The 13,477-nt window shown below is 63.4% G+C and carries 20 protein-coding genes and 1 pseudogene; 14 read left to right on the top strand and 7 right to left on the bottom strand.

Annotated features, from left to right (window positions below):
- The first annotated feature begins 181 nt into the window (after positions 1 to 181).
- From ACUCV3_RS20270 to rlxS, 7 genes are all read left to right on the top strand, one after another.
- Positions 182 to 610, top strand: a complete 429-nt coding sequence (locus ACUCV3_RS20270; protein ID WP_482241030.1) for a DUF5990 family protein — start codon at positions 182 to 184, stop codon at positions 608 to 610.
- Between the two features lie 352 nt (positions 611 to 962).
- Complete coding sequence (locus tag ACUCV3_RS20265) at positions 963 to 1,262, top strand: DUF736 domain-containing protein (RefSeq protein ID WP_482241029.1); 300 nt, start codon at positions 963 to 965, stop codon at positions 1,260 to 1,262.
- A gap of 158 nt (positions 1,263 to 1,420) precedes the next feature.
- On the top strand, positions 1,421 to 1,651 hold the full coding sequence (locus ACUCV3_RS20260; protein ID WP_482241028.1) for a DNA-binding protein: 231 nt from the start codon (positions 1,421 to 1,423) through the stop codon (positions 1,649 to 1,651).
- Positions 1,648 to 2,229 carry a S26 family signal peptidase gene (locus tag ACUCV3_RS20255; protein ID WP_482241027.1) on the top strand — a complete coding sequence of 194 codons (582 nt, stop codon included), beginning with the start codon at positions 1,648 to 1,650 and terminating at the stop codon, positions 2,227 to 2,229. Before ACUCV3_RS20260 ends, ACUCV3_RS20255 begins: the two co-directional genes overlap by 4 nt.
- Positions 2,217 to 2,864 carry a lytic transglycosylase domain-containing protein gene (locus ACUCV3_RS20250; RefSeq protein ID WP_482241026.1) on the top strand — a complete coding sequence of 216 codons (648 nt, stop codon included), beginning with the start codon at positions 2,217 to 2,219 and terminating at the stop codon, positions 2,862 to 2,864. Before ACUCV3_RS20255 ends, ACUCV3_RS20250 begins: the two co-directional genes overlap by 13 nt.
- Before the next feature lie 232 nt (positions 2,865 to 3,096).
- On the top strand, positions 3,097 to 3,468 hold the full coding sequence (locus tag ACUCV3_RS20245) for a hypothetical protein (RefSeq protein WP_482241025.1): 372 nt from the start codon (positions 3,097 to 3,099) through the stop codon (positions 3,466 to 3,468).
- 197 nt (positions 3,469 to 3,665) lie between these two features.
- A complete protein-coding gene (rlxS, locus tag ACUCV3_RS20240; protein ID WP_482241024.1) occupies positions 3,666 to 5,684 on the top strand; it encodes a relaxase/mobilization nuclease RlxS in 2,019 nt (672 codons plus the stop codon).
- 13 nt (positions 5,685 to 5,697) lie between these two features.
- On the opposite strand, the gene ACUCV3_RS20235 is transcribed toward rlxS, so the two are convergent.
- The 4 genes and pseudogenes from ACUCV3_RS20235 to ACUCV3_RS20220 all read right to left on the bottom strand — a co-directional run bounded on the left by ACUCV3_RS20235 (position 5,698) and on the right by ACUCV3_RS20220 (position 8,627).
- The gene (locus ACUCV3_RS20235; RefSeq protein WP_482241023.1) at positions 5,698 to 6,483 is read right to left on the bottom strand and encodes a nucleotidyl transferase AbiEii/AbiGii toxin family protein; all 786 of its coding nucleotides are present in this window, start codon (positions 6,481 to 6,483) and stop codon (positions 5,698 to 5,700) included.
- A gap of 76 nt (positions 6,484 to 6,559) precedes the next feature.
- The gene (locus ACUCV3_RS20230; RefSeq protein WP_482241022.1) at positions 6,560 to 7,180 is read right to left on the bottom strand and encodes a type IV toxin-antitoxin system AbiEi family antitoxin domain-containing protein; all 621 of its coding nucleotides are present in this window, start codon (positions 7,178 to 7,180) and stop codon (positions 6,560 to 6,562) included.
- 171 nt (positions 7,181 to 7,351) lie between these two features.
- Positions 7,352 to 7,546, bottom strand: a pseudogene (locus tag ACUCV3_RS20225) (ATP-binding protein); the annotation flags it as partial.
- Between the two features lie 793 nt (positions 7,547 to 8,339).
- Positions 8,340 to 8,627 carry a hypothetical protein gene (locus ACUCV3_RS20220; RefSeq protein WP_313737081.1) on the bottom strand — a complete coding sequence of 96 codons (288 nt, stop codon included), beginning with the start codon at positions 8,625 to 8,627 and terminating at the stop codon, positions 8,340 to 8,342.
- Positions 8,628 to 8,707: 80 nt separating this feature from the next.
- On the opposite strand from ACUCV3_RS20220, the gene ACUCV3_RS20215 reads away from it, so the two are divergent.
- The 6 genes from ACUCV3_RS20215 (at position 8,708) to ACUCV3_RS20190 (ending at position 11,985) form a co-directional block, all read left to right on the top strand.
- Entirely contained in the window at positions 8,708 to 9,016 is a 309-nt protein-coding gene (locus ACUCV3_RS20215) for a hypothetical protein (protein WP_313041432.1), read from the top strand.
- 81 nt (positions 9,017 to 9,097) lie between these two features.
- On the top strand, positions 9,098 to 9,571 hold the full coding sequence (locus tag ACUCV3_RS20210; RefSeq protein ID WP_048938057.1) for an Hsp20 family protein: 474 nt from the start codon (positions 9,098 to 9,100) through the stop codon (positions 9,569 to 9,571).
- Positions 9,572 to 9,654: 83 nt separating this feature from the next.
- Positions 9,655 to 10,176 (top strand): Hsp20/alpha crystallin family protein, encoded by a 522-nt coding sequence (locus ACUCV3_RS20205; protein WP_048938058.1) that lies wholly within the window; start codon positions 9,655 to 9,657, stop codon positions 10,174 to 10,176.
- Between the two features lie 167 nt (positions 10,177 to 10,343).
- On the top strand, positions 10,344 to 10,475 hold the full coding sequence (locus ACUCV3_RS20200) for an ETC complex I subunit (RefSeq protein WP_482241021.1): 132 nt from the start codon (positions 10,344 to 10,346) through the stop codon (positions 10,473 to 10,475).
- Between the two features lie 224 nt (positions 10,476 to 10,699).
- A complete protein-coding gene (locus ACUCV3_RS20195) occupies positions 10,700 to 11,248 on the top strand; it encodes a hypothetical protein (protein ID WP_048937983.1) in 549 nt (182 codons plus the stop codon).
- A gap of 104 nt (positions 11,249 to 11,352) precedes the next feature.
- Positions 11,353 to 11,985: a MarC family protein gene (locus tag ACUCV3_RS20190; RefSeq protein ID WP_048937984.1), complete on the top strand. Its 633-nt coding sequence runs from the start codon at positions 11,353 to 11,355 to the stop codon at positions 11,983 to 11,985.
- Positions 11,986 to 11,992: 7 nt separating this feature from the next.
- Here ACUCV3_RS20190 and ACUCV3_RS20185 read toward each other — a convergent pair whose 3' ends face one another.
- Genes ACUCV3_RS20185 through ACUCV3_RS20175 form a run of 3 tightly spaced genes read right to left on the bottom strand, consistent with a single transcriptional unit; the run spans position 11,993 to position 12,851 of the window.
- Positions 11,993 to 12,352, bottom strand: a complete 360-nt coding sequence (locus ACUCV3_RS20185) for a hypothetical protein (protein ID WP_048937985.1) — start codon at positions 12,350 to 12,352, stop codon at positions 11,993 to 11,995.
- Positions 12,349 to 12,618, bottom strand: coding sequence for an usg protein (locus ACUCV3_RS20180; protein ID WP_482241020.1), 270 nt, complete (start codon positions 12,616 to 12,618; stop codon positions 12,349 to 12,351). Before ACUCV3_RS20180 ends, ACUCV3_RS20185 begins: the two co-directional genes overlap by 4 nt.
- Positions 12,615 to 12,851, bottom strand: a complete 237-nt coding sequence (locus tag ACUCV3_RS20175; RefSeq protein ID WP_048937987.1) for a hypothetical protein — start codon at positions 12,849 to 12,851, stop codon at positions 12,615 to 12,617. Before ACUCV3_RS20175 ends, ACUCV3_RS20180 begins: the two co-directional genes overlap by 4 nt.
- A gap of 270 nt (positions 12,852 to 13,121) precedes the next feature.
- On the opposite strand from ACUCV3_RS20175, the gene groES reads away from it, so the two are divergent.
- A complete protein-coding gene (gene groES, locus ACUCV3_RS20170) occupies positions 13,122 to 13,436 on the top strand; it encodes a co-chaperone GroES (protein ID WP_048937988.1) in 315 nt (104 codons plus the stop codon).
- Positions 13,437 to 13,477: the final 41 nt, after the last annotated feature.

Below are 13,477 nucleotides of genomic sequence, written 5' to 3'. Positions count from 1 at the left end.
GGGGGGGCGCTATCGCGCCCGCCCGCCACATGCTGGAAAATCGCGCCGCGCGGCCTCGCCCGATGGGCTCGGCCGCGCGGCTTTGTTTCGTCTCCATCCATGCTGGTACAGGCTCGCATGGCGCATTATGACGGCTGCGCGGATTTCGGGGGCGGAACGCGCGCGAACAGGGAGAGCGGTGATGAAGCGCGCGGACACGTCGGAAATCGCGATGCGGATCATCATCGACCGGCCCGTGCCCGGCGTGTGGCACAGCCTCCAATCCAAGGACGGCACCCCGCTTGATCCGAAAAGGTCCGGCGATGGCGAACCGCTCGCCTTCGACTTCGCCGTGCGGGTTGAGCCGGGTCCCAAATTCTTCGGTGACCAGATTCGCCGCGAAGGTCCCTCGCGCCGTTTCGTCTATGTGCGCGTGGGTCAGGCGGCGGGCGATCATGCCTCACCCTGGTCCCGCCGGATGAAGGTCGACATCCATGATATCGACCCGGCGCTGCTGGCGCGCGCGGCGGGAGGCGGGATCATCGTCACCACCATTTGCGGTACCGCCAGGGATGGCAGCCCCGCCTGCGCCACGGTCCCCCCGCTGCGCCGGGAGCTTGTCGAGCGCTAGGGCGCGGAAAGGCTGGCAGCGGGCGAAGCCATAGGGCGACTTCCCCGATAGGCACATCCTGCATGTGGTTCGGACCTGGATCGTGCCAGCAAAATTCTCCTTTTCGGATAGCCCGTTCCGCCCTTGGCCTCTCCTGAAGGCTGGTCTGGCGGCGTGCCCGCCTTGTCCGTGCAACGGCTTCGCGCCTGTTTCTTCCCCGACCTGACGGGCTCCTCGCGCAACCAAGAAACAGGCGCTTCGCCGTCCTTCGCTCACGCTGCGGCCGTCCCGGTGCACGACGGCGCGACACCGCCCGATCGACCGCCATCGAGGCCGCATCGGGCGGCACTCGGGCAAGAGACGGAGACATATCATGGCACAGATCGGCAGCTTCACCCGCAACGAGGACGGCATCTACAACGGGGAAATCCGCACCCTCACGTTTCGCGTCAAGGCCACCATCCGGCCGGTCGAGCGCGACCACGACAAGGCCCCGGACCATCGCGTGAGTGCCGGCGGCGTCGAGTTCGGGGCTGGCTGGACCAAGGCGGCCCGCGAGACCGGCGCCGAATATCTCAGCCTCAAACTCGACGACCCCTCGCTTCCCGCGCCGATCTACGCGACGCTGACCCTGGGCGACAAGGACGAGCACAAGCTCATCTGGTCCCGCTGAAATCCACGTCCCCCGCGCCGAACCCGGCGCGGGGGACCTTCATGCTGTGTCGAAAACGCCGTTGCCGGTTTCGACACTCCCGGCCCGGTATCCCGCCCGCCATCCTCGATATCGCGAACCCATCGCCATGGGTCGCTCTATCGAAAGGATGGCTCATCATGGACGACGACGACCAGATCGCCCGGGCGACCCGCGCCAAGCGCGGCTCGCCCTTCCTCAACACAGAGCAGGCGGCGGCCTATCTCAAGATTTCCGGGCTGCTGCTGCGGCGGATGCGACGCCTTGGCACGGGACCGGTGTTCCGCCGCCATTGCCGCTACGTCCAATATCATATCGACGATCTTGATGCCTGGTCGCACGAACATAGTGCGCGGGGCATTTCCAAATGAGCGGCCGTCGCAGTCGCTTCAAGGACGCGCCGCTGCTCGCCTGGGGCGAGGCGCTTCGCCTGCGCAAGGAAGTGCAGCGCCGCCGTCGCTGGCGCTTCTTCCTCGTCGGCCTGGGCGCGGGTCTGGTGCTGGGCTCGGCGATCCTTCCGCCCACACCGCGCCTGCTCTGGAATGCCAGTGCGAGCGCCCCGATCGGGCTCTACCAGGTCAGTCCCGATGCGCCGGTCATGACAGGCGAGATGGTGGTGGCGCGCCTGCCCGAACCCTTCCGGGCGCTCGCGGCTGCCCGGCGCTATCTCCCCCGCAACGTCCCGCTCGTAAAGCGTGTCGCGGCCGAGGCCGGCGACGAGGTCTGCGCGCTTGGCGACCAGGTCTTCGTCAATGGACGGCCGGTAGCGATGCGCAAGAAATTCGATGCCATGGGGCGGGCGATGCCGTGGTGGCACGGCTGTCGCATGCTGCGGCGGCAGCAACTTTTCCTGCTGATGGAGAGTGCCGATTCGTTCGACGGGCGCTATGTCGGGGTGAGCGAAGGCACCGATCTCATCGGCAAGGCGCAGCTGCTATGGCGTCGCTGAAATGGACGGCTGCCGCCCTCGCATTCGCCGCGCCGGTGCCGACATCGGCCCAGTCCCCTGCTGCGTCATCGGCTGGGCAGCCTGCATCGACGGTCGCGACATGGCGGCCCTACATCCGCGAGGCATCACGGCGCTTCGGCGTTCCGGTCGCCTGGATCGAGCGCGTGATGCAGGCCGAGAGCCGGGGCCGCACGGCCCAGGGCGGACGTCCGATCCGATCGTCGGCAGGGGCCATCGGACTGATGCAGGTCATGCCCGGGACATGGTCGGACATGCGCGCGCGGCTCGGCCTTGGCGTCGATCCGGACGACCCGCGCGACAATATCCTCGCGGGCACCTTCTACCTCCGATTGATGTACGACCGCTTCGGTTATCCGGGGCTCTTCGCGGCCTATAATGCGGGGCCGGCGCGCTATGCAGACTATCTCGCAGGTCGCGCTAGCCTTCCGCGCGAGACCGTCGGCTATCTTGCCAGCGTCGCGCCGGACACACAGGAAAGCGACCGGGTGCCCGCAACGGCGCGGCCGGTGGAGGGACTCTTCGCCGTCCGGAAGATACCGGCACCGCCGCCTTCGGATGGCCTCGCTGCGCAGCAAAATGAGTCACTCTTTGTCGCCCTGTCGCAGGGGCAATGACGTGAGGTCGCGTGCCCGCGAGAGGGAGGAAGCTCGTCTCGATAGGCCCAGTGTGGCGGCTGGCGCAGCGACTATCAATGCCCGCAGGTACCCCCCAATTTGCTGCGCAAATCGGCTCCCCCCACGTCCGCTTCGCGGCTCTTCGCTTCGCTCATCGGCCCTGACAGCCGCTGCGCCAACCGTCGTCGAAACGCCGTTCTCGATGATCGGAACGACAGCGAAGGAGGTCATAATGGGCATGGTTCAGCACATCGAAACGGCGTTTTCCGGACGCAATGACAGGGTGGTGTCGGCGCTGGTCGCAGGACTTGAGCGGGAGTTTGGGCGCGGCGCGGCTGAAGGCCTGGCGCGTCATTTCCTGGAGGCCGAGGAGGTGGACTTTCGGTGGGATGCACGGAGCGAGGTGCGGTGGTTGGGCGCCTATGAGGACCCCGATAACGCAGAATTTGAACTGGACCGGGTCGCCATCTGTGGGTGCCTCGACGGGGATTGGTTCACTGCCATCATGTTCGTGGATGGCGAGGGGAATGCCCGTGGCATGACCGGGTGCCGTGTCGCTCGGGATCGAACGGAGGCGAGCGATGGGATGCTCCATGGGCACTGACCGACAGACAGTTCGGCTGGAGAGGCGGCGTCGGTTCGGCGGCGTCTCTCCCCCTTTTTTGAAGCGAAAGGAGAAGGGAAAAGGGAGGAAAGGGAAACAAGATAAAGGCAGTGTCTCGCGAAACCTGCCAAGTGATTGTCTGCACATCCTTTTTCCGCGAGACAGCCGTGCCTTGGCGCGAGACTGTGCGATCGGGAATGGCGCAAATCCGCCATTCCTGGGCCCAAATCGCGAGACTCCCCGGTGCCGCGATGCCGGATGACGACTTCAAGCCCCGGCTCGGCGGCAAGCGCAACAAGGATGGCAAGCGCGTCGTCAAATATGGTGGGCGCGTCCTCGCCGCGGCACGGCTCTCGGGCGCCAAGACCGGGGTCAAGTCGCGCCGCTTCGACGGCAGCCGGATCGGGCGCGGCGCGAGTATGGGGCGGCTGCTGTCGAGCCGCGATCGCCTTACCGGTTTCCGGGTTCGCCGCGCGGTGGTGAAAGCGAGCCTGATCCGGCTGCAGGGCAAGGCCGGCCAGGTCGCCCGCGCACACATGCGTTACATCCAGCGCGACGGGGTCACCCGCGAGGGCTTGCCGGGCGAGCTCTACGGTCCCGAAACCGATCGCGCGGACGGTGACGATTTTTTGAAGCGCACCGCCGGCGACCGGCACCAGTTCCGCTTCATCGTCTCGGCCGAGGACGGCGCCGAATATCCCGACCTCAAGCCCTATGTTCGGAGGCTGATGACGCAGGTCGAACAGGACCTGGGAACCAGACTCGACTGGGTCGCGGTCGACCATTTCAACACCGAGCGCCCGCACACGCATGTCGTACTGCGCGGCGTCGATGATCGCGGCGACAATCTCCTCATCGCTCGCGAGTATATTTCGCACGGGCTGCGCGAGCGCGCGTCCGAGCTGGTGACGCTCGACCTGGGGCCGCGCACCGACCGGGAGATCGAGGCGCGCCTGCGCCACGATGTCGACCAGGAGCGGCTGACCGCGATCGACCGGCGCCTGCTAAGCCGGATGGACGCGAATCGCGAGGTCTCGCCCGCCGACAACGACCCGTTCCAGCAGTCCATCGCTGCCGGGCGGCTGCGCAAGCTCACGGCGATGGACTTGGCCGAGGATATCGGCGGCGGCCGCTACCGGCTCGCCAACGGCCTGGAAGAGACGCTGCGCCATATCGGCGAGCGCGGCGACATCGTCCGCCTCATGCAACGCGAGCTGACCGCACGCCAGCTCGACCGCGCCGGGGTCGAGCAGGTGGTCTCGACGAACTTGAGCGAACCGATCGTCGGCCGGCTGATCAAGCGCGGCTTTTCCGACGAGCATCGCGACCGGCACTATACGATGATCGACGGGGTCGATGGCCGGGTCCACTATGTCGATATCGGCCGCGGTGATGCGACGCCGTCGGTGCCGGAGGGAGCGACGGTGCGGATCGAACCGCGCGCGGCGACGGTGACGCAGGCGGATCGTACCATCGACGCGGTAGCCCGGGCAAATGGCGGGCGTTACTCGGTCGACCTGCATCTGCGCCACGATCTCCAGGCGAGCGAGGCGTTCGCGACGACGCATGTTCGCCGGCTCGAAGCGATGCGCCGCGCAAGTGCTGCGGTTGAGCGGCATGACGACGGCAGCTGGACAATCGGCGACAACCATCTTGCCGAGGCCGAGGCGTTCGCACGGCGCGACCTGCGCAACCGGCCGGTGACGCTGACGACACTGTCGCGATCACCGGTGGCGGAGCTGGCGTCCGCCGACGCGCCCACCTGGCTCGATCGCGAGCTTGCGGATGGCAGTCCGACGGCGCTGCGCGACGTCGGGTTCGGGCGCGAGGTTCGCACCGCGCTGGCTGCGCGCCGCCAGTGGCTGATCGAGCAGCAGCTTGGCGTCGATGAGGGCGGCGGATTGCGGCTGCGTGCAGATGCGTTGACGCGGCTTGGAGAGCGCGAAATCCAACGTGCCGGCGAGCAACTCGCAGCAGAGTTGGGGAAGGCCTATTCGCCTGCCCGGCCGAGCGAGCCGATCGAGGGCGTGATCGCGCGCCGTGTCGATCTCGAAAGCGGCAGCCAAGCACTGGTCGAACGCTCTAAGGATTTCACGCTGGTGCCATGGCGCGATGTGCTGGAGCGCAACATCGGTAAGGCGGCGTCGGGCATCATGCGGACGGACGGGATCAGCTGGCAGTTCGGTCGCGGTCGTTCCGGTCCAACGATCACTTGATGGAAGCGCCGGCCTAGGAGGCTTTCGAGGTCAAGCGCTCGCATGACAGGCCGACCAGTCCCCAGACCGATTCGATGATCGATTCTAGGCTTACGCCTTCAAGTTCCAGGGATGCCGCATAGGCACGCCATTGCCGCTGCTTCGTCTCGTCGGCGATCATCTCTGTCGACAAGCCAGGTGGGCGCTCCGTCGGGATCGGCGTCTTGCGCCGGTCGAACGTTGCCTTGATCGCGGCGTCGAGGTCGTCATTGGCGATATCCAGATTCCTCGGGATCGCCCACAGATCATAATAGTCCTTCATGCGGCCATTGAGGATGCCGAGCGCCACCATTGCCTGAAATTTCTCGGCGATGACCGTTGCCGGCGGATAGGACCGGATATGGGGAGCCGGGAGATCGAGCAGTGTCGGATAATCGAGTTGCTGAGCGGCATCCGCCATCGCATCCCCAAAGCCGATGTCGATCGTCACAGGAATCCGGGTGCGCTCTAGATAGGCGGCCGTCTTCAGCCTGACGCCGCCATACTCCATTTCCTCGCGGATCGCTGTGGCCACGAGCGCATCCGTATCGAACGTCAGGCCATCGTCACTTTCGATTTGCATGATCGCCCGGAAGTCAGCGATGAGCTTGTCGGGATCGGCATCACCATGGCCGAGGAAGTCGGCGTCCCGCGTGACCCGGTTGTCGTCGTCGATCCACACCGTGACCAGCATTCCGCCCTTGAGCACGAAGCGCTCGCGATAGTTCGAGATCGACAGCCGATAGAGCAGGCGTTCGAGCGCGAAACGGACCAGCAGCACATCGAACGCGCGGCCCTCCTTGCGCGAAATGTTGAGCAGTCGGTCCTTGACCGACTTGGCGAGGTTGGTGGGTGGCTTAGCCATTGGAAGTGAGGGCCTCTAGATAAGGACGCATGATCTTCCAGGCGCCACCGGCCTTGGCTCCTTCGGCAATTGCGCTCGGCGTCGCCTTGCGCTGTTCGATTGCGGCGCGCAGTCCTTCCACGGCCACCGAGCGATCGACCAGCTTGGGATTACGGAACATGTCGGCGAGCGTCTTGGGAACCGAGTAGATGGGTACGCTTACACCCGCGATCGTATGATGCTCGACATCTTGGCGAAGATAAGGATCGGTAAAACGTACGATCCGAAGTGGCGGATAAGATTGCACGGGCGACCAATCGCTCGCGCCAATCGCCATCCAGATGCGCCGCGGCATCTGATCGGTCAGACCGTGAAAGGCCAGTGCCGAGGTGAGGGCAATGATACCTTTGGGAACACGCGTCGCTGCTTCAGCAAGGATCTGGTGCTCTTCGATCTCGGCGTCGCGACGCTGATAGAGTCCGCGTGAAATCCGTTCGAGCTCGCCTTCCTCGACTGCGCGGGAAATCGTTTGAGGGCCGATGCCGGCAGCGCGCAGATCGCTTGCGCGCATTATGGTATGCGCGGCGAACAGGTCGAGAAGCTTTGTCCGTTGAGATATCTGCACGGCAGGCATGTGACGAATCCTCTGATCGATTGCGTTCTTATCAGAGGTTTTGTCACAAGTCATCTGGCAAGCATCACTCGCAGCCGGGCTGCCTCGTGTTGATTGCCGTTGAGAAGTGACCTGGGGTTTTCATCGAGAAGTGACCCACCTTGCGATTATGTTTCAGATGTCAGGGGTGGGTCAAGATGGGGTTTTCTCCTTCCGGGCTTTGGGCTGCTGAGCCGAGCTGTTCTTGAACCTGAAGCTGTCGTTGCGGGTCTCGAGGATGTGGCCATGATGGGTGAGCCGATCGAGGAGCGCGGTGGTCATCTTGGCATCTCCGAACACGGTGGCCCATTCGCTGAAGCTGAGGTTGGTGGTGATGATGACGCTGGTGCCAAAGAATGCGGCCAGCTTCTCGTGTGCACCAGCCGTCGCCAGTCCGGTCGTCTGGCTCCGCTCATTCGACATCGCGATGTGGTCCTCAATTAAGCGGCGTCATTTGCGGTGAGCGCACGGCACAGGCGGAAGCGCAAAACATCCATCGGTCGACCGCCCATGAATGCTTATCTGCGAGCTCGGGTGATGAGGCAATCATCGCAGACCAAACCAGCGAGTCCACCCACGTCCAGTCTTTTCCACGAATCCGGAGTGTGCTATTGATGGCTACGGCGATCTTTAAGTCGATGACTTTGCTTGCAAAATAAGTTGCTTAGTAGCCCAGCTAGAAAGCTATTCTGGTCCGTGTTCATCCATGACCGTCCATGTTAGTTCGGCTAGTCTCGGCATGGCGTAGCGTTCCAACTACGTCTGCCTCTCTCGATATTTGTCAGAAATATGCATCATGAATCTGACAGATTTCTTGTTTGATTTGTCAGGACTGCATGATCTTCGGCGATGTGCCCGATTTCGACGCCGTCCTCGCGACCGTCGACACGCTCCAGCGCTCATCGAATAAACCGACCACATGATTATCGCGCACGGCGTCGCACTTTGTCCGAAATTTGTAGGTGTATTTCGGACATGAGCATTCGGATCCTAGGAAGGATCTGAACCACCTGTCATTCCGGTCCAATGCTCATTGATGAGTGTCGAGATAGCCAATGATTTGAATGGTATAGCTCGGCCCAATGACGACCTTCTGAGGCATCTTGTTAACTGCGCAATTCGCCATCTAGGATTAGTGGTTTCACGAATGCTTCCGACCAAAATGCGTCGTTTGCCAAGCGGGCCTCGAATGGCAGCGTCTGCCATAACTAGCCATTCGCTCAGAGCGAAGCACCCCGCCAGCAGATAGCCTGAATCGCACCTGTCTCCCCCTCCATGATTCGCGAACATCAAGCTGCTCCACAAAGATCGGCACCAGGTTGGTATCGGCCATATGGCCGGAGACCATGCCATTGATGACAACAACCCCGCCGGGTTTAACGGACTTCAGGCTGTGATCCCATGTCACCGTGCCTACATTGTCGATCATGGCATCGACACGGCACGGCAGCATCTTGCCATGGACGGAAGATCCTGTTCGCACCGAGCTTTTCGGCAAGCTCCGCGCCCTTGTCGCTGCGGGTCATGACCCACACCGGGATACCGGGCGCGCGTGCCGGCGGCTGGATCATCGCCGTCGACATGCAGCCTGAGCTTGGCACTTGGCCTGCGACGCATGACACTGCCAAATCCAAAGCCGACATTGCTGCCGGCCCAGGCGACAATCGCGCTGTTCACGCACGCTGCCTGACTTGCATGTTGGTCAAGACGACCGATTTCAGGAGCGGCGGCTCCATCGCGTACCGGCATACCGAGGGGGCAAAAATGTCTCTTGAAACCCGTTGGCTGCTTCCTAATTCTTCTTCGCCGGACGCCTAAACCGGGTCCGGTGGACATTGAGAGTGCCGGCTCTCTCCGGCGCATCTCATGCCCGAATTGCTCAATCAGGAGGATTTGGAAATGAGAACTGCATTCGACTTTACGCCTTATCGGCGTTCGACGGTCGGCTTCGACCGATTGTTCAACCTGCTCGAGGCAGGCGCACGCGATGAAGATGGCTATCCGCCCTTCGACATTCTGAAAGAAGGTGACGACAGCTATCGCATCACGCTGGCGGTTGCTGGCTTCCGCCCCGAGGACATCGAGGTGGTGGCTCAGCAGAACCTGCTCACCGTCACCGGTAAGCGTGCCGAAGACAACGATCAGGGCGAGTATCTGCATCGCGGCATTGCCACACGCGCATTCGAGCGGCGCTTCCAGCTTGCCGACTTCGTGGAAGCTGGCAATGCCCGTTTTGAGAACGGACTGCTGAGTATCGCGCTCAAGCGCGTTGTCCCCGAGGCAATGAAGCCGCGCCGGATCGAGATCAACGGTAGCAAAGCTGCCCCGGATCAGATCGAAGCGCCCAGGGATGAGGTCCGCGAAGCGGCCTGATCCCTGTTCAAGAGGTCTGCCGGCGCCGTTTCAAGCGGGCCGGCAGGCCGTGCCTCTTCCAGCCAGAAAAGGAGATGACCATCATGGCTTTTCGTGATCTCATTCCCTGGAGCCGGCAGGAAAACCGGCTCCCCGTCCCGGTCAGCGCCGAGCGCGGCCGCGACAGTGATACCCACCCGCTACTCTCGCTCCACCGCGAAGTGAACCGGCTGTTCGACGACGTCTTCCGCGGCTTCGGCGTGCCCGCATTAGCCGGGTTCGACCGCTCTGCCGGCTGGCCCCATGTCGAGCTCGGCGAGACTGACCAGGAAATTCGCGTCACGGTCGAACTGCCGGGTCTCGACGAGAAGGACGTCGAAATCACCGTCGAAGACGGGATCCTGACGCTTCGTGGCGAGAAGCGGTCCGAAGTCGATGACAAGGATCGTGGCTATACCGAGCGCAGCTATGGACGCTTTGAACGCCGTATCGGACTGCCCCAGGGCATCGACCGCGACCACGCCGCCGCAACTTTCCGGAACGGCGTGCTGACGGTCACCCTGCCAAAAACGGAGGCGGCGAACGAAAATGTCCGCCGCATCCCGGTCAATGGCAAGGCGGCCTGACGATCTGGCCCGGAACTTCGGTTCCGGGCCATCCGCCAACGATAACCACCCCGGACTAGGCGCGTCGAGCGCGCTACCACCAGATGCGCGAGCGGTAATCGAGCCGGTACCGCGCGCGACCAAGCGCGACCAATCAGGGCGGGCTCGGCGGGCGTGGACAATGGCGGGTGCGGTTCGCGCCGCGCTGGCGGCCCGTTGCCGATCCCCTGACCGGATGGACCGGCGGCGGCGATCCGCTCGAGACGATCGAGCTGCGTTTTTTAGACGCAGAGACCGCAGCGAACTACTGCCGGCGCTAGGGATTGGACTTCTCGCTCCATGGCGCGCCGGGTCGCCAGCATTCGCTTCCCAGTCGCCTGCCAGCGGAACCGACGCCGGTGGTGTGCTACTGGCCAACAGGTCCGCACGCACGGTGCTGCGGCCGCTATCCGGCCGCGCTTGAAAACGCCTTGGGCTCGGGAAGCGCGGTTGGCGTCGGTATGATGGCATTTTCACATTCACCCATGATCAGAGGAGACGATTGATGCGAAAAATTCGTACAGCCGTCCTGGTCGGCGTGGCGGCGGTCGCCGCCATCGGTACCGCGCTGGCGGCGAGCCATGGCAACCATGTTATGAAGGTCGGCCTGCCGGTCGGTACGGTCGCGCGCATAGAATATGAGGGAGGTGTCGCGCCCAAGGTGACGGTCACGCCTGCCTGGAGCGTTGCACCAATCACCTGGCTCGATCCATTCGAGCCGGGCTCATTAGCTCTGTTCGATCGCATCGCGGCCGACATGGACCGGCAGAGCGACCTGACGATGCGTCAGGCTCGCGCCTTGCCGCTCCCGGCAATGGCCGATGACGGGAAGATCGACCTGACGGCGTTGCGCAGCCTGCCTCCGGGGACGGTCAGCTACAGCTTCGTCTCGAAGACCAACGGCGGAAGCACCTGCAGCCGCAGCATTCAGGTCACCTCGCTTGGCTCGTGGCAGCCACTGAAGGTCGTGTCTAACAGCTCCGGTGACTGCCACGCAGCGCGGCCTGCAGCTGCCGCGCCCCCGAACCGAACGGACGGGATGCGCCGCACATGACGCAGCCTGCTGTCCGCCATCCCGGCAGCTCATTCAAAGCCACGTTAGTCATAAGGGAGCGGCGTGTGCGCCGCTTCCCTTGCTAGTTTTCCGTTTCTTGACTTATGCATATATCACCCAGCATCCTTTCAACCTTTATCACCCTGCTCGTCACCATCGGTCCGATCGAGACGGCGGTGGTCTTCGCCGGCCTGACGGCCGGAACTCACCGCAGCGAGCGGATCAGCCTTGCCACGCGCTCGGTCACGATAGCTGCCGGTGTGCTGCTGCTGTTCGCTGTGGCGGGCGGCGTCGTTCTTTCGCTCCTGCATATTTCGCTGCCCGCGTTCCGCGTGGCGGGCGGCGTGCTGCTGTTCCTCCAGGCGTTGACGCTCACCTTCTCCAGTCCCGGACTCTCGTCGATCAGCGAGGGCGAGCGTCGGGAAGCCGAAGGGCCTGGCGACATCGCGGTCTTTCCGCTGGCGTTTCCCTTGATCGCGGGCCCCGGCAGCCTATCGGCCGCCGTGCTCGTCATGGGCCGCACTGATAACTGGATTGAGGGCGGCAGCGTGCTCGCGATGATCGTCGCGTGCATGGTTTTAACTTGGCTCGCGATGCTCGCAGCCGACCGCCTTGTTCTGCTGCTGGGGAGCACCGGTGCCGACGTCGTGGGCCGTATGTCCGGCGTGCTTCTTGCCGGCCTCGCCGTCCAGTTCGTCTTCGACGGTCTCGCGGCCGCGCCGTTCCTGGCCGGTTGAACAGCCGCTATGCGGTCTCGTCCAGTACCCGAAGAACCCGATCGAGCATGGCGGCGTTGGAAGCAGCCTTGGGCAGTTCGCGGCGGGCAAAACGCTGAAGCGGTGCGAGGTCCCGTCGCGGCAACCGCAGCGTGATCAGGCTCTGCCCCAACGCATTCCGGGGCACGCGCTGCGCTGCCTTGCCGGAGCGCAGGAAATGATCGAGGAGCCGCTTACGGTCGGCGAAGGTCCAGCCCAGCGTCTCAAGCTCATCGGGCGGCACTGACAGCAGCGCGAGCGCGAATTCCATGATGTCATCGAAGACGAGGGCGAGGCGGACCGTCCGTCCGCCTCGCCGGCGCCAGCGCTCGCCAAGACCGCCTGTCATGGGAGCGGGATGATGCTATCGACCGCACGCCGTTCGGTGAATCCGATCAGCCGGTCATGGGCGATCCGGACGGAATGGAGTGCGGCCCCGATCTCGCGGCGCCAATGGTCGAGGAAATCGAACAGCGTGGGGAAGTCGGGCGCAAGATCATATTCCTGCCATATAAACAGCTGGAGGAGCGAGGGCGCATCGGGCCGGTAGTAATGGATTTCGGCTGTGGTGAGACCGTAGCCCTCCAGCTGCGCGATGAAGCCGCGATCGCTCATTGCAACGGTCGGCTGTCAGTCCGCGGTTCATCGAGCGACCGCATGGCGGCGAAGACCTCGTCGATCGGCACAGCGCGCCTCGCGCCGGGCGGCTTTCGCATCGCCGGCTGGTCCTTCACTGCTGAACGGTCGGACGCCCAGGAGGCCAGGATGGCGCGTTTGACTTCCGGCTCCAGGCTCGGGTGATGCGCAACCTCGAAGGGATGCAAATAGCGGGAAAATGGCTGCGACATATACGTCACTCCTTTCCTTGTGTCGCTCCTTTCTCATGCGTGCGGTGTCACACGCGACTCAAGATTTTGGTGCTGATTCGAGTCGCGTCAAGAGGGAATGATGTCCGCCAAATTGCTTAAAAGGGCTGGATTCGCACTCTGCGCGGGCGAGTGCCAAAAATTTTCACTCGGCCTCTTGAACCCGAAAATCTCTTTTCCTAGTTCGCGCGAACCTGTCGTTCTGATGAACGGGAGGGCTATCACATCATTAACGCATCTGGAGGTTTTGCCATGCATTTCCGCCCCTTGCACGACCGTGTGGTCGTCCGTCGCATCGAAGCCGAGGAGAAGACCTCGGGCGGCATAATCATCCCTGACACCGCCAAGGAAAAGCCGCAGGAAGGCGAAGTCGTCGCCGTCGGAGCCGGCGCCCGCGACGACAGCGGCCAGTTGGTCGAGTTGTCCGTCAAGGCCGGCGACCGCATCCTGTTCGGCAAATGGTCGGGCACCGAGGTCAAGATCGACGGCGAGGATCTCCTCATTATGAAGGAGAGCGACATCCTTGGCGTGATCGATAACGGCGTGCCTCTCAAGCAGGCGGCCTGATCGACCGCCCTTATCCCTCGAACATTCAGGAAGGAATTTGA

This window comes from Sphingobium sp. VMM (genome assembly GCF_056790315.1).
The sequence above is the reverse complement of the archived record's forward strand: the minus strand, read 5'-3'. Positions and strand labels throughout refer to the sequence as shown.